The organism is Peribacillus asahii, from assembly GCF_004006295.1.
In the GTDB taxonomy this organism is placed as follows: domain Bacteria; phylum Bacillota; class Bacilli; order Bacillales; family DSM-1321; genus Peribacillus; species Peribacillus asahii_A.
In genome coordinates this window covers 2,761,839-2,776,061 of the sequence record NZ_CP026095.1, presented here as the reverse complement: position 1 = coordinate 2,776,061, position 14,223 = coordinate 2,761,839, and the positions used below count along the sequence as shown (strand labels likewise).

16 protein-coding genes and 1 pseudogene are annotated in these 14,223 nt (G+C 37.2%); 15 read left to right on the top strand and 2 right to left on the bottom strand.

What is annotated here, in order from left to right; genetic code table 11:
• Positions 1-135: 135 nt before the first annotated feature.
• From BAOM_RS13440 to BAOM_RS13425, 4 genes are read left to right on the top strand one after another with little or no spacing between them, the layout of a single operon-like run.
• Complete coding sequence (locus BAOM_RS13440; protein WP_127760687.1) at positions 136-1,113, top strand: ring-cleaving dioxygenase; 978 nt, start codon at positions 136-138, stop codon at positions 1,111-1,113.
• 26 nt (positions 1,114-1,139) lie between these two features.
• Positions 1,140-2,090 carry a ring-cleaving dioxygenase gene (locus BAOM_RS13435; protein WP_127760686.1) on the top strand — a complete coding sequence of 317 codons (951 nt, stop codon included), beginning with the start codon at positions 1,140-1,142 and terminating at the stop codon, positions 2,088-2,090.
• Positions 2,091-2,092: 2 nt separating this feature from the next.
• Positions 2,093-2,701, top strand: a complete 609-nt coding sequence (locus BAOM_RS13430; RefSeq protein ID WP_180319849.1) for an alpha/beta hydrolase — start codon at positions 2,093-2,095, stop codon at positions 2,699-2,701.
• Between the two features lie 23 nt (positions 2,702-2,724).
• Positions 2,725-3,342, top strand: coding sequence for a flavin reductase family protein (locus tag BAOM_RS13425; protein WP_127760684.1), 618 nt, complete (start codon positions 2,725-2,727; stop codon positions 3,340-3,342).
• Between the two features lie 23 nt (positions 3,343-3,365).
• Here the strand turns inward: BAOM_RS13425 and BAOM_RS13420 are convergent, their stop codons facing one another.
• On the bottom strand, positions 3,366-3,911 hold the full coding sequence (locus tag BAOM_RS13420; RefSeq protein WP_257467308.1) for a hypothetical protein: 546 nt from the start codon (positions 3,909-3,911) through the stop codon (positions 3,366-3,368).
• A 333-nt stretch (positions 3,912-4,244) separates the two neighbouring features.
• On the opposite strand from BAOM_RS13420, the gene BAOM_RS13415 reads away from it, so the two are divergent.
• The 8 genes from BAOM_RS13415 to cls all read left to right on the top strand — a co-directional run bounded on the left by BAOM_RS13415 (position 4,245) and on the right by cls (position 10,239).
• On the top strand, positions 4,245-4,508 hold the full coding sequence (locus BAOM_RS13415; RefSeq protein ID WP_119118669.1) for a metal-sensitive transcriptional regulator: 264 nt from the start codon (positions 4,245-4,247) through the stop codon (positions 4,506-4,508).
• An 82-nt stretch (positions 4,509-4,590) separates the two neighbouring features.
• The gene (locus tag BAOM_RS13410) at positions 4,591-4,818 is read left to right on the top strand and encodes a sulfurtransferase TusA family protein (protein ID WP_127760683.1); all 228 of its coding nucleotides are present in this window, start codon (positions 4,591-4,593) and stop codon (positions 4,816-4,818) included.
• Positions 4,819-4,875: 57 nt separating this feature from the next.
• Positions 4,876-5,355, top strand: a complete 480-nt coding sequence (locus BAOM_RS13405) for a DsrE/DsrF/DrsH-like family protein (RefSeq protein WP_127760682.1) — start codon at positions 4,876-4,878, stop codon at positions 5,353-5,355.
• 15 nt (positions 5,356-5,370) lie between these two features.
• Positions 5,371-5,667 (top strand): rhodanese-like domain-containing protein, encoded by a 297-nt coding sequence (locus tag BAOM_RS13400; protein ID WP_127760681.1) that lies wholly within the window; start codon positions 5,371-5,373, stop codon positions 5,665-5,667.
• Positions 5,668-5,769: 102 nt separating this feature from the next.
• Positions 5,770-6,333 carry a sulfurtransferase TusA family protein gene (locus BAOM_RS13395; RefSeq protein ID WP_127760680.1) on the top strand — a complete coding sequence of 188 codons (564 nt, stop codon included), beginning with the start codon at positions 5,770-5,772 and terminating at the stop codon, positions 6,331-6,333.
• A gap of 124 nt (positions 6,334-6,457) precedes the next feature.
• Positions 6,458-7,585: an MBL fold metallo-hydrolase gene (locus BAOM_RS13390; protein WP_127760679.1), complete on the top strand. Its 1,128-nt coding sequence runs from the start codon at positions 6,458-6,460 to the stop codon at positions 7,583-7,585.
• A gap of 248 nt (positions 7,586-7,833) precedes the next feature.
• Positions 7,834-8,610 carry a sulfite exporter TauE/SafE family protein gene (locus BAOM_RS13385; RefSeq protein WP_127760678.1) on the top strand — a complete coding sequence of 259 codons (777 nt, stop codon included), beginning with the start codon at positions 7,834-7,836 and terminating at the stop codon, positions 8,608-8,610.
• Between the two features lie 180 nt (positions 8,611-8,790).
• A complete protein-coding gene (gene cls, locus BAOM_RS13380) occupies positions 8,791-10,239 on the top strand; it encodes a cardiolipin synthase (protein WP_127760677.1) in 1,449 nt (482 codons plus the stop codon).
• Positions 10,240-10,308: 69 nt separating this feature from the next.
• Here the strand turns inward: cls and BAOM_RS13375 are convergent, their stop codons facing one another.
• Positions 10,309-11,082, bottom strand: a complete 774-nt coding sequence (locus BAOM_RS13375; RefSeq protein WP_127760676.1) for a DeoR/GlpR family DNA-binding transcription regulator — start codon at positions 11,080-11,082, stop codon at positions 10,309-10,311.
• Between the two features lie 246 nt (positions 11,083-11,328).
• Here BAOM_RS13375 and phnX point away from each other — a divergent pair.
• The 3 genes and pseudogenes from phnX to phnD form a co-directional block, all read left to right on the top strand.
• Positions 11,329-12,102: pseudogene (gene phnX / locus BAOM_RS13370) on the top strand (phosphonoacetaldehyde hydrolase); the annotation flags it as partial.
• Positions 12,103-12,164: 62 nt separating this feature from the next.
• Positions 12,165-13,322, top strand: a complete 1,158-nt coding sequence (locus BAOM_RS13365; RefSeq protein ID WP_127760674.1) for a phosphonoacetaldehyde reductase — start codon at positions 12,165-12,167, stop codon at positions 13,320-13,322.
• Positions 13,319-14,206, top strand: coding sequence for a phosphonate ABC transporter substrate-binding protein (gene phnD, locus BAOM_RS13360; protein WP_127760673.1), 888 nt, complete (start codon positions 13,319-13,321; stop codon positions 14,204-14,206). Before BAOM_RS13365 ends, phnD begins: the two co-directional genes overlap by 4 nt.
• Positions 14,207-14,223 lie beyond the last annotated feature (17 nt).

Sequence of the window (14,223 nt, the reverse complement as noted above, 5' to 3'; positions counted from 1 at the left end):
ATTATATACTATACAGTGAAACTTTTACTTAATTAAAGAGAGAGTGTTGACATTTTCATAAAAAAGAATTATCTTTAAATCAAGATATTTTAATTTGAACTATTTAAGTGGTTATGGAATATGGAGGGATTATACATGCAACTCAAAGGAATTCATCATTTATCAGCGATTACGGCAGATGCTGCTGCAAACTATGACTTTTATACAAAAACATTAGGATTACGCTTAATTAAAAAGACTGTCAATCAAGATGATATTCGTGTTTATCATTTATTTTACGGCGATGAAGTAGGTTCACCTGGAACGGAATTAACGTTTTTTGAAATTCCACAGGCAGCACGCGTGCACGAAGGAAATAATAGTATTTCTGAAACGTCTTTACGTGTAGCAAACGATGCGGCACTTCAATTTTGGAAAAAACGTTTTGAAGAGTATGAAGTAGAGCATGAAGAGATTGGTGAGCGCTTTAATCGGAAAGTTCTTTCGTTTAAAGATCCAGAAGGTCAAAGATTGCTTTTAGTATCAGATGAAACGAACAAAGGGGTTACCGGTGGTGTACCGTGGGATAAAAGTCCAATTCCAAAAGAGTTTGCGATTCTTGGTTTAGGGCCGATTAAATTAACGGTACCGATTATTAACCCGACAGCAGAAGTATTAACAGACGTGTTAGGTTTTCGAAAAGTTGGCTCCTATCCAGCGCTTGTAGCAGGACAAGGGAGTATTGAAGTGTATGCAACAGGAGAAGGCGGAACAGGTGCTGAAATTCATATTGAGAAAAGAAATGATCTACCGCCAGAATATTTAGGACGAGGTGGCGTGCATCACGTAGCATTCCGAGTTGATAATGAAGAAGAATTGCAACAATGGATTGAACGAGTGAATTATGCTAGATATGCAAATTCCGGATTTGTTGATCGCTTCTTCTTCCGTTCGCTTTATTTTAGAGAGCCAAATGGCATTTTATTTGAACTAGCTACGGATGGACCTGGATTTGCAACAGATGAAGAGCTGGAGCACTTAGGTGAATCTCTTTCTTTACCACCGTTTTTAGAATCGAAACGAGCGGAAATTGAAGCGCACTTAAAGCCATTAAACACAACTGTTGAAGAATAAGATAGAATATGGAGAGGAGAACGTACATGAATAAGCAAACAACAGGCATCCATCATATTACCGCTATAGTCGGTAATCCGCAGGAAAACGTAGACTTTTATGCAGGCGTATTAGGAATGCGCCTTGTGAAAAAAACGGTAAACTTTGATGACCCAGGTACGTATCACCTGTATTTTGGAAATGAAGCAGGCTCGCCCGGAACGATTATTACCTTCTTCCCTTGGCCAGATGCTTATAAGGGACGTATTGGTTCAGGGCAGGTTGAAACTACTACGTATGTCGTTCCAGAAGGGGCTTTAGATTTTTGGGAAAAACGATTAGCGAAATTTAAGATTGCCTTTGAAAAAGTGACACGTTTCGGCGAAGAATTTCTTGAATTTAATGATCCACATGGCTTACATTTAGAGCTAGTTGCCCGTCAATCTGGAGAGAACAGTGAATGGACATTTGGTGGTGTACAGGCGGAGCAAGCGATTAAAGGATTTGGGGGAGCTGTGTTATTAACGGCAAATCCTGAGAAAACAATGCAAGTGTTAGAAGGTGTGATGGGTCTTCAAAAGGTTGGGGAAGAAGGAGAGTTTGTTCGCTTCCAAACAACAGGAGATATCGGGAATATCATTGATGTGAAGAAATCGACTTTACCAATGGGACAAATGGGGGTCGGAACGGTCCATCATATTGCTTGGCGTGCCAATGATTTTGATGATCATAAGGAATGGCGTGAGCATGTAAGCAGCTTCGGTATTGGGGTAACACCATTTAAGGACCGTCAATATTTTGACGCCATATACTTCCGTGAACCAGGCGGTATTCTGTTTGAAATTGCGACAGACCCACCAGGATTTGCTCGCGATGAGTCGAAGGAAACATTGGGAAGCAAATTAATGCTGCCACCGTGGTTAGAAGAAAAACGAGAATTTTTAGAGAACACGCTTTTACCAGCTATTCCGCGAGTTCTTGAGGAGGATATAATATGACCATGAAACATATTTATCAACAAGGGAGCAATCCGAATGCACCTGTATTGCTACTTTTACATGGAACAGGTGGTACGGAAACGGATTTATTACCATTAGCGGAAATGGTATCTCCTGACTCTTCTGTTTTAAGTGTACGAGGAAATGTGTTAGAAAACGGCATGCCGCGCTTTTTCCGTCGTTTAGCAGAAGGAGTTTTCGATGAAGAAGATTTAGTGTTCCGTACGAAAGAATTACAAGAGTTTCTAGATGCTGCAGCGAAAGAATATGGATTTGATCGTAGTAATGTTGTAGCAATCGGCTATTCAAATGGTGCCAATATTGCAGCTAGCTTATTATTTCATTATGAGAACGCTTTAAAAGGAGCGATTCTTCATCATCCAATGGTACCTCGACGTGGGCTAGAGCTACCGTCACTTTCTCAAGTACAGATCTTTATTGCTGCAGGTAAAAATGATCTAATTTGTCCAGCTCGTGAAACAGAGGAATTAGCGGAACTGCTTCAATCAGCCCATGCGGATGTAAATGTATTTTGGGAAAACTATGGTCATCAGCTGACTCGTTCTGAAGTAGAGGCAGCCGCTAGTTGGTTTCAAAAAAATTTTAGTTAAGCATAATAAAGAGGGGGTTACAGATGATTTCTATTACTCCAGAAAGTATGAGCCAAAGAGAGAATTATAAATTTTTAACGGGGAGTATTATTCCCCGTCCAATTGCGTTTGTCACGACACAATCGGACGAAGGAGTGGTGAATGCCGCGCCGTTTAGCTATTTTAATATTGTGAGTGCCAATCCCCCGCTTATTTCGGTATCGGTTCAACGAAAAAATGGAGCGATGAAAGACACCGCAAGAAATGCATTAAAGTTAAAAGAGTTTGTCGTTCATATTGTTGATGAAGACATTGTTGCGGATGTGAATGAAACAGCGGCTGAATTGCCAGCAGATGAAAGTGAGTTATCACGAACTAATTTTACGTTAGTGAAGAGCGAACGAATTGCTGTACCTGCTGTGAAAGAGGCAAAAATTCGTTTTGAATGTAAGCTGGAAGAAGCGATTCAGCTTGGAGGCCAAAGTGGGGAAGTAGGTTGCGATTTATTAATTGGCAAAATTGTCTGTTATCATATCGAACCATCGCTCTATCAAGCGGGCCGAATAAACGCTGAAGCATTAAAGCCTGTAGCCCGACTAGCTGGAAACTATTACAGTAAATTAGGTCAAACATTTGAAATAAAACGTCCAACCTCTTTGTGAGTGGTTAACGATATCTCCTAATATTAGCGAATCGGCTGATTTAGGAGATATTTTACTGTCTGACCACTCCCATGGCTAAGGCCACGGGGTTCTTTCTCACAAACACCCCACTTACCACCTTCCATAAGAAGAGGCAGATTTTCGTTCCAGTTTTTCTTTTTCTTCTTCGTTAAAAGGTCAGAGAGGGAGAATCCATAGTCTACTTTTTTAATCGTGATGGTGTTTGTTGAAATGTCCATAGAAGCTTTTTTTAAGGGGATACAATAATAATATTTTCTTCGCCACGGATATTTGGCTTTTTTATCCGTTTTTCTCAGCTGTCGAATCGTTTCACGGTTTGCCGCATATTTATCTGCAATGGCTTGAACCGTTTGCGAATGAAGGTTGTAGGTTTGTTTTCGAATGGCTTGAATCTCTGTTTTACTTACCCACTTTTTGCAAGCAAAATAATAGGAAGTAGCTTCCCGCACGATATCGTTCCAAACGGAGGCTGCTTCTCGTTGCATCGTTCTTAATTCTTTGTATATGTTTCGATCATAAGGAATTTGAAAGGAATGAGTGACAAACAAATCGTTTTGCCTCCTTTCTCTTTTACTTACACTCATTATATCAGAACGTTTGTTCTTAATACAAGAGTATATCCTATAAAAAAAATCGAACCTCTGACGTGTCATAAAACACGCCCGGTTCGATCTCACTCTCATCCCATCCCTAAAGGGGGTGTGACTCACACCGTAATGGGCTTTCTCGTTCGGAAAATCGGTAAAAACTAAAACATAATTAAAACTTTGAACGTTGACAACATACCTACAAGGGTATATATTGAGTGTAGTAGTTTTCTTTCATAATGAGCCTGTATAATAGGGTAACCTACATACAAGCAGTAAAGGAGGCCGTTACGTATGGAATATGATGCTCAAGTGAAAAATCGAGTCAAGCGAATTGAAGGTCAGCTTCGCGGTATTCTGAAAATGATGGAAGAGAATAAAGACTGTAAAGATGTTGTAACACAGCTTTCAGCCACACGTTCTGCAATCGATCGTACAATTGGTGTAATTGTTAGTTCTAATCTTGTGGAATGTGTTCGTATGGCAAATGAAACAGGTGATAAAAATCCTGAAGAGCTTGTCAAAGAGGCAGTAAATCTACTTGTGAAAAGTAGATAAAATAAAAAAAGGCTTGCAACCTTTTTTATTTTATATATAATATACCCTATAGGGTATAAAATAACGTTTGGAGGAATGAAACATGAAAGTAGATAAATTTTTAGATGCAAAAAGTTTAGCATGTCCAATGCCAATTGTTCGAGCAAAAAAAGCGATTCAAGAGTTAGAAGAAGGAGAAATTCTTGAAGTGCATACAACGGATAAAGGATCAAAAAATGACTTTGCAGCTTGGACTAAATCAACGGGTCACGAATTAATAGAAGTAACAGAAGAGAATGATGTAATTCAATTTTTAATTAAAAAGCGTTAATTTTTTTTACGTTTTAATATACCGATAGGGGTGTATGTATAATAAGGGGGTAAACAAGTGACTGAAAAGAAAAAAACAACGATTGTCTTGTTTAGTGGAGATTACGACAAAGCGATGGCAGCTTATATTATTGCGAATGGAGCAGCGGCTTATGATCATGAAGTGACAATTTTTCATACATTTTGGGGATTGAACGCGCTTCGTAAAGAGGAAGAAGTGAAAGTAAATAAAGGATTTATTGAAAAGATATTTGCAAAAATGATGCCGCGTGGGGCAGATAAAATGGGCATCTCTAAAATGAATTTTGCAGGATTCGGTCCAAAAATGATTAAACATGTAATGGCAAAGCATAACACGATGACTTTACCACAATTAATTGAAATGGCTCAGGAGCAAGACGTCAAGTTAGTAGCTTGTACGATGACGATGGATTTGCTTGGCTTACAGCAAGAAGAATTGTTAGAAGGCATTGAGTATGCAGGAGTAGCTGCCTATTTAGCCGATGCGGAAGAGGGACATGTCAATTTATTTATTTAAATGAGGAGGAGTATAATGAAAACTATTTCAGCGGAAGAAGTGAAGTCTCTTTTAGAAAAAGGGGAACAACTACATTTAATTGATGTACGTGAAGCAACGGAAGTGGCAGAGGGAAAAATTCCTACAGCTCTTCATATTCCCCTTGGTTTATTAGAATTTCGTCTTCAAGATTTAGATAAAGTGAAAGAATATATTATGGTTTGTCGTTCGGGTGGACGCAGTGCTCAAGCTGCATTATTTCTAGAACACCAAGGATTTAAGGTGATAAACATGGATGGCGGCATGCTTGCTTGGGACGGAGATGTAGAATAAAGTGAAATTTCCATCGGTCATGCATGGGTGATTGCTTATGAAGTATGAAATAAAAAATTTTAATTTAAAATATACCCATATAGGTATAATAGGAGGCTTGAAATGGCTATTCAAACAAATGTAACACTTGATGCAACCGGATTAGCTTGTCCAATGCCCATCGTGAAAACGAAAAAAGCGATGAATGCGATGGAACCAGGACAAGTTTTAGAAGTGCTAGCGACAGATAAAGGATCTAAAGCAGATTTACAGGCTTGGGCTGCTAGCAGCGGGCATCAATATATTGGAATCATTGAAGAAGGTTCAGTATTAAAGCATTATTTACGTAAGTCTAACGGAGAAGAAGAAACAGAGAAAAAACATCCTTATGTAATTTCAAATGAAGGGTTGGCTGAGAAGTTACATGATTCTTCCGTCATTATTGTAGATGTTCGTGAAGCAGCAGAGTATGCATTTACTCATATACCTGGTGCTGTATCTATTCCGCTAGGAGATTTAGAAAAAGAAGCATCTTCTTTAAATAAAGAGGCTGAAATTTATGTGGTATGTCGTACCGGAAACCGAAGTGATTTGGCGGCTCAACAATTAGCGAAACAAGGCTTTCACAATGTTATAAATGTCGTGCCTGGAATGAGTCAATGGACGGGGGCAACGGAATCGTTATAAAGCATAAAGGAAAGCTTTACTCATTGAGGAGATTGACTTGCTGTTAACCTGAGATAAATGACTACTCCTAGTTAATGGGAGTAGTAAAAAAATGCATTTTTAAATACTATAGGGGGTATATTAGATGACTTATCAACCAATGACAGCTAAGGAAGTAACGAAAAAGATTTTTAATAAAGAGCCACTTTTTATTTTAGATGTACGAAATGCAAGTGATTTTGAAGATTGGAAAGTGGAAGGAGCTAATTTCGCACATTTAAATATTCCTTACTTTGACTTATTAGACGGAGTAGAAGAATTACTGCCGAAGCTTCCGACTGATCAAGACATTCTAGTTGTTTGTGCCAAAGAAGGATCTTCGGTTATGGTAGCTGACATGCTTTCTGAAGCTGGGCGAGATGTTAGCTATTTACAGGGTGGTATGAAAGCGTGGAGTGAACATTTAGAACCGGTGCGGGTTGGGGATTTAAAAGACGGTGGCGAGATTTATCAATTCGTTCGTATTGGAAAAGGCTGTCTTTCTTATATGGTCATTTCAGATGGTGAAGCTGCTGTGATTGATGCGACAAGAATGACGGATGTGTTCCTTCATTTTGCTAAAGAAAAACAAGCAACTATTAAGCATGTATTTGACACACATTTACATGCAGACCATATTTCTGGCGGCCGAGTCATTGCGAAAGAAACAGGTGCGAATTATTGGTTACCTCCAAAAGATGCGGCTGAGGTAACGTTTGACTATAACAAGCTTGAAGGCGGCCATGAAGTAATGATTGGAAGTACAGCTATTTCAATTGAAGCACTATACTCTCCAGGGCATACAATTGGTTCTACTTCCTTTGTAGTCGATAACACATATTTATTATCAGGAGATATCCTTTTCATTGATTCGATTGGTCGTCCTGATTTAGCAGGCTTAGCAGACGATTGGGTGGGGGATTTACGTGAAACATTATATAAACGTTACCGTGCACTATCGGATGAGTTACTTGTTCTACCAGCTCATTTCATGATTGTGAGCGAGCTTAATGAAGATGGTACGGTTTCTGAGAAGTTAGGCAAACTATTTGCTGAAAATCATGGATTAAATATTGAAGATGAAGCAATATTCCGAAGCGTTGTATCGGAGAATCTTCCACCACAACCAAATGCGTATCAACAAATTCGTGAAGTCAATATGGGGAAAATTACACCGGATGAAGAAGAGCAAAGAGAAATGGAGATTGGCCCTAATCGCTGTGCTGTAAGATAAAGTGAAACTTCCATCAGTGGGGGGTTCCTTCATCCCCCACTGATGGTTAGTTGAACGAATCGGACCTTTACGGGCAGTTGTCCCCCACCTCTCTTCTTTGGTTCCTCATAAGCTTGAGGTGGGGGTCTTACTGCCCGTTAAGTGTGGGATAAAAAACAACCTTTACTCTGTAAACCTTATTGTCGGTTACAGAATCAATTTGAAAAGGGGCCCTTATTTGGTCCCTTTTCTTAAAGGGAGAGTTTAAAATGGATATAGGATTTATGATTGTTATTTTTCTAATTGGATTTATCGGCTCCTATCTTTCAGGGATGGTTGGAATCGGCGGGTCCATCATTAAGTATCCGATGCTGCTCTATATTCCTCCTCTATTTGGCATTGCAGCATTTAGCGCCCATGAAGTATCCGGTATTAGTGCCGTACAAGTATTGTTTGCCACGATTGGCGGTGTTTGGGTTTATCGAAAAGGCGGCTATTTAAATAAAACACTCATCGGCTATATGGGAATTAGTATTTTATTAGGAAGCTTCATTGGAAGCTATGGATCACGCTGGATGTCCGAATCGGGGATTAACGTCATTTATGGCATTCTTGCCTTGATTGCTGCTGTCATGATGTTTATACCGAAGAAGAATATAGACGACCAATCATTTGATCAAGTTACATTTAATAAATGGCTAGCAACAGGATTGGCGTTTATTGTTGGAATTGGTTCAGGAATTGTCGGTGCCGCAGGTTCTTTCTTACTTGTGCCGATTATGTTGACCGTGTTAAAAATTCCGACAAGGATGACGATTGCTTCTTCCTTAGCGATTACGTTTATTTCATCTATTGGCTCAACAGTTGGTAAAGTATCTACCGGACAAGTGGATTTATATCCAGCTGTTATTATGATTATTGCAAGCTTACTTGCCTCTCCGCTTGGTGCAAAAGCAGGTAAAAAAATGAATACAAAGGTTTTGCAAGTGCTCCTTGCGCTCTTAATTTCCGCGACAGCAATAAAAATATGGCTCGATATTGTGTGAGCAATAATGGAGTCACCTGATTTTTTGCTGTTATAAAAAGAGGCTTTTCATGTTTTTGGAGGGCCTCTTATTTTCTTTTAGTGAAATGGTCCTTATGAAACGACGTTTATTCCTTTTTTTAATAAAGAATGAATGTTATCCTTAACAGAGAAGATAAAACTTGTTTGTGAGGATTTTACTATGTCAATTACATCGATTTTCCTTATTTTAATTCTCATTTTAAATCTTTTGTTTGCGACGATTGTTATTTTTATTGAAAGAAGAGAGCCGAGTACAACATGGGCTTGGTTATTAGTGTTATATTTTTTACCTGTTGCTGGCTTTGTTCTTTACCTTTTATTTGGACGCACATTACGCCGTTCCCATTTATTTTATTGGGAGGATAAGAAGAAAATTGGAATTGAAAAGATTTTAGATCAACAGTTAACGGGCTTGACAAATAATCAGTTTTTATTTAGGAATGATTCAACTAGAGACTATCGCGATTTAATTTATATGCATTTATGGACAAATGATGCCGTGTTAACGGAAGATAATGAAGTTTCAATTTTTACGGATGGTAAGCAAAAGTTCGAGCAATTGTTTAAAGATATTGCGCAAGCGAAAAATCATATACATATTCAGTATTATATTATTCAAAATGATTGCTTAGGGAAGCGGTTTATTGAAGCGTTAACAGCTAAGGTTAAAGAAGGGGTTAAAGTTCGTGTATTATATGATGATTTGGGATCACGAACGTTGAAGAAGAAGTTTTTTAAAGAGTTCCGCGAAGCCGGTGGACGAGTGGAAGTGTTCTTTCCGTCTAAAGTAAAGTTTTTTAATCCGCGTCTTAATTTTCGTAATCACCGGAAATTAGTCATTATTGATGGGAAAATTGGCTATGTGGGAGGCTTTAATGTAGGGGATGAGTATTTAGGATTAGTTCAAAAATTCGGCTACTGGCGTGATACCCATTTACGGATAGAGGGTTCAGCGGTATATGCGATTCAAACTCGGTTTATTCTCGATTGGAATCAAGCGTCTAAACATCATGATATTGTGTATCAACCAAATTATTTTCCTGTGCTTGAACCAAATGGCTCTATCGGTTTACAAATTGTCACAAGCGGCCCAGACTCAGAATGGGAACAAATTAAAAACGGTTATATTAAATTAATTACATCGGCGAAAAAGTCGATTTTGATTCAAACGCCATACTTTATTCCAGATTCCAGCTTGTTAGATGCACTAAGAATTGCGAGCCTTTCAGGAATTAGCGTGAAGCTTATGATTCCGAATAAGCCAGATCATGTGTTTGTATATTGGGCGACGACATATTATGCAGGGGAATTATTAAAGACTGGAGCACAAGTATATATTTACGATAACGGTTTTATTCATGCCAAAATGATTGTAGTAGATGAAGAAGTTTCATCGGTTGGCACAGCCAATATTGATGTAAGAAGCTTTAAATTGAATTTTGAAGTCAATGCCTTCATTTATGATGAAAGTATTGCCCAGACGCTGACCGACGTTTTTTATAAAGATATCGAAGTGTCCACAGAGTTAACGAGGGAATTGTATGAAAAACGTTCTAAAAAAATCCGTATGAAGGAATCGTTATCGAGATTATTATCGCCAATATTATAAGTATCAAAAAGCAGTCAGGTTAAACATCTGGCTGCTTTTTTCATGCGCCTGACATAGGTGCTACGTAATTTAGTGCGGGGAAAGGATTCGAATATTAGCCTTGTTATAATCTTCTACTATATTTGAAGGGATTGAACGATCCGTAACGATAAGATCAATTTCCTTTAATGGACAAACATTAATATAAGAGGATGTTTCAAATTTTGATGAATCTGCTACTACAACTTTATATTTTGTTCGTGAGAGAATCGTTTGGATAACGCCTACTTCGTGAATTCTAAAATCTGTTAAACCGTTTTCAAGTGATAATCCATTTACAGTAATAAAAGCGATATCAATATTAAAATTGGCAAGAATTTCTTCACATTGTTTTCCGTATAGGGTGTACTCTTCTGGATTAAAAAAACCACCAGAAAGGATAACGTTGAAATGTTTATTAGCTCCAAGAATACTTAAAATACGAATATCATTTGTAATAATCGTTAATCTCTGAAATTTTTCTACTAATACTTTTGCTATCTCAATTGTAGTTGTCCCGCCGTTGAGAGCAATTGCTTGTCCTTCTTCAATCAATTCAACTGCTAATGCAGCAACTTCTTGTTTGTTTTCTAAATTTTTGACTTCTCTTTCATTAAAAAGTTTATTTAAAACATTATTATTATTTTGTTTTAAAATAGCGCCTCCATGAACTCTTTTTACTGTTCCTTTTTTCTCAAGTGTTTCTAAATCCCTGCGAACAGTATCTATAGAGACATTTAATAATGATGCAAGTTCAGCAGCTTTTACAGCTTTGTGTTGTTTTAAAAAAGACTCAATTTTTTGATGCCGATGTTCTTGTAACAAATTTCTTTCCTCCGATTTATATTCATTTGATAAAAATAGTTATTATTCCTTTCTTAAATATTAACATTTATTATAAAAAAGCAAAATAAAGCAAAAAAGAGCAGTTTGTAAAGTGAAAAGTCCATGTTTTCTATGTAAAAAACGTTAATGTTATATGAATAAAGCGTAAATACCATTGTAAAACTGCAAAAAACGGATTAACCTTGCATTATGAAGCATAAAACAATAACAAAGTGGGTGAAGCTATTGAGTGAAAAAATTGAAGCAGTTATTTTTGATTGGGCAGGAACAACGGTAGATTATGGTTGTTTAGCTCCAATGAATGTATTTGTAGAAATCTTTAAAGAAAGGGAAATTGTCGTCACTTCTGAAGAGGTTAGAGGGCCGATGGGGATGAATAAGTGGGATCATATTTATGAACTATGCCAATTACATAGCGTAAAAACGCAATGGAGAGCAAAATACGACAAATATCCAGGGAAAGAGGATATAGATGAGCTGTATTTGAGATTCGAACCTATTTTACTCTCTAACCTTAGATCATTTGCAAAACCAATCGAAGGAATAATTGATGTAGTAGATAAGCTACGTAAACAAGGGATTAAAATAGGATCGACGAGTGGCTATACGAAAGAAATGTTGGATATTGTAGCTGAAGAGGCAGCCGAACACGGGTATAAACCGGATATTAGGATTACGTCAGAGACAGTCGGCAAAGGGCGCCCATTTCCTTACATGTGTTATGAAAATGCGATCCAGTTAGACATTAATGGGATGCAAAAAATGATTAAAGTAGGCGATACAGTATCTGATATTCAAGAAGGCATACAGGCAGGGATGTGGAGTGTTGGAGTCATTTTAGGAAGCAGCTTGCATGGGTTTAGTGAGAGAGAAATAAATTACATGAATCAAACTGATCTTTTCATGAGTATGGAAGCAGCTAGAACGAAATTCTATCAAGCTGGTGCTCATTTCGTCATTAATTCAATTAAGGAGTTACCTGAATCCATTGAAAGACTAAATGATTTATTGCAACAAGGGGTTTATCCTCACGAATATACAAAAAGAAGGGAAATGGGACAATGGGAAACTTCTATAATCCAGTAAAGGTAGTAATAGATAGTATCGATGTAATTGGAAATATGTTGGAAAATATTAGTGATCAAGTGAAGAATATTGTGCTTCTTACCCGAGGTGGAGATTTCTCAGATTCTCTACCTGCTTATACCTTAGTTAAGTGTCTTGAAAGATTTAACGTTAAACATATCGGAATAGAAATTTCTAATCCTGATATCGAAGATTTATTTCATTATTATTTAGAAACTAAAAACTTTGACTTCCAATGCATCATCGGTGTTGGCGGAGGGAGTATTTTAGATCTTTCGAAATCTTTGTCCGCATTAACTCATATGGAGATTGATTCTACTACTACACTTCGAGCAGTGATTGAGCAAAAAAGCTATGTAGAAAACGAAAACATCGTGCCATGGATTGGAGTACCGACTACATCAGGCACAGGTTCAGAAGTTACTTGCTGGGCTACTATTTGGGATCGAGCTAGAGGAGTGAAATTATCAATAGATTGTGAAAAGTTGTATGCACATACCGCTATTATCGATTCTGCTCTTACAACAACATTACCGAAAAAATTAACAGCTTCAACAGCACTTGACGCTTTATGTCATGCTACAGAGGCTTACTGGTCCAAGAACTCTAATGAAATATCAAGGGTATATTCTCTAGAAGCAATAAAACGTATTGTAGGCAGCTTGGAAAAAGTATTAAATCGACCTAATGATATTCAATTAAGAAATGAAATTGCTTTAGGAAGTTTATATGCTGGATTAGCTTTTAGCAATACAAGGACGACGGCATGCCATTCCATTTCTTATCCTCTTACTTTGAATCTTGGAATAGATCACGGTGTAGCGGCAAGCTTAACCCTAGCTAAAATAATGGAATTAAATCTTGAGAAAATTATTGAGAAAGATCAATTATTTGAAGCATTCGGTGTAAATCATTGTAAAGAAGTTCAACAGTTTATTGAGCATATTTATGAATGTGTTGGCTTCTCAAGTAATCTTAAAGATTACAATGCTAGTCCGAAAATTATTGAATCTATAGCTGAAAATGCTTTTACTAAAGGGCGGATAGATAATAATCCTATCGCGTTAACAAAGGAAGATGTTATAACCGTTCTTATGTCGATATTTAATGATCAAGGAGAGAAGGTAAAATGATGAAAAAAATAGTAACTGCAATCTTAGCCGTAATCTGTTTATTAAGTGTTGCTGCTTGTAGTCAAACTAATGAAGCTAATACAGAAAAGCAAGAAACTATCAAAATGGGAGTTATTCCGACAGATGACAATGCAGATGTTTCTGCAATGTATGAACCTGTAGCAGAGTATTTAGAAAAAGAAACAGGTATGAACGTTGAATTATTTTTAGCTAATGATTATACAGCAGTTATTGAAGCGATGAAAAACGATAAAATTGATATTGCGCGCTTAGGTGCTTTCTCTTATATTTTAGCAGCAGACCAAACGAAAGTAGAACCATTAGTAGCTGAAATCAGTAAAAAAACGGGAGATAAGTTCTATACAAGCTTACTTATTACTCAAAATGATTCTAGCATTAAATCTATTAAAGATTTAAAGGGAAAAACAGTAGCTTTTGTCGACCCTGCGTCTTCTTCTGGGAATTTAGTTCCAAGAAAATGGTTATTGGACAATGGAATTGATCCAGATAAAGATTTAAAAGAAGTTATTTATAGTGGCGGACACGATGCATCTGTGCTTGCTGTAGAAAATAACAAAGTAGATGCAGCTTTTGTGGCTGTTAACATATATGAAGATATGAAACAAAAAGAGATGATAAAGAATACAGTTATTTTAGGTGAATCTGAAAAAATTCCAACTCAGCCTATTGTAGCACGCAGCGCTTTAGATGCAGAAACGATTGAAAAAATAAGAACAGCATTTATCGAGATGGATAAAAATGCTCCAGAAATTCTAGACTCCTTTAAGGAAGCTCAAGGATTTACTAGTGTAGAAGATAATGAGTATGATGGGCTACGTGAATTAGCTAAGTTATTAAACCTTGATTTAAGCAAGATGGAATAACAGATCAATTTTGGAGG

Coding starts and splice junctions, on each gene's coding strand:
- BAOM_RS13440 (WP_127760687.1), top strand. CDS start 136: ATGCAACTCAAAGGAATTCATCATTTATCAGCGATTACGGCAGATGCT.
- BAOM_RS13435 (WP_127760686.1), top strand. CDS start 1,140: ATGAATAAGCAAACAACAGGCATCCATCATATTACCGCTATAGTCGGT.
- BAOM_RS13430 (WP_180319849.1), top strand. CDS start 2,093: ATGAAACATATTTATCAACAAGGGAGCAATCCGAATGCACCTGTATTG.
- BAOM_RS13425 (WP_127760684.1), top strand. CDS start 2,725: ATGATTTCTATTACTCCAGAAAGTATGAGCCAAAGAGAGAATTATAAA.
- BAOM_RS13415 (WP_119118669.1), top strand. CDS start 4,245: ATGGAATATGATGCTCAAGTGAAAAATCGAGTCAAGCGAATTGAAGGT.
- BAOM_RS13410 (WP_127760683.1), top strand. CDS start 4,591: ATGAAAGTAGATAAATTTTTAGATGCAAAAAGTTTAGCATGTCCAATG.
- BAOM_RS13400 (WP_127760681.1), top strand. CDS start 5,371: ATGAAAACTATTTCAGCGGAAGAAGTGAAGTCTCTTTTAGAAAAAGGG.
- BAOM_RS13395 (WP_127760680.1), top strand. CDS start 5,770: ATGGCTATTCAAACAAATGTAACACTTGATGCAACCGGATTAGCTTGT.
- BAOM_RS13390 (WP_127760679.1), top strand. CDS start 6,458: ATGACTTATCAACCAATGACAGCTAAGGAAGTAACGAAAAAGATTTTT.
- BAOM_RS13385 (WP_127760678.1), top strand. CDS start 7,834: ATGGATATAGGATTTATGATTGTTATTTTTCTAATTGGATTTATCGGC.
- cls (WP_127760677.1), top strand. CDS start 8,791: ATGTCAATTACATCGATTTTCCTTATTTTAATTCTCATTTTAAATCTT.
- BAOM_RS13365 (WP_127760674.1), top strand. CDS start 12,165: ATGGGAAACTTCTATAATCCAGTAAAGGTAGTAATAGATAGTATCGAT.
- phnD (WP_127760673.1), top strand. CDS start 13,319: ATGATGAAAAAAATAGTAACTGCAATCTTAGCCGTAATCTGTTTATTA.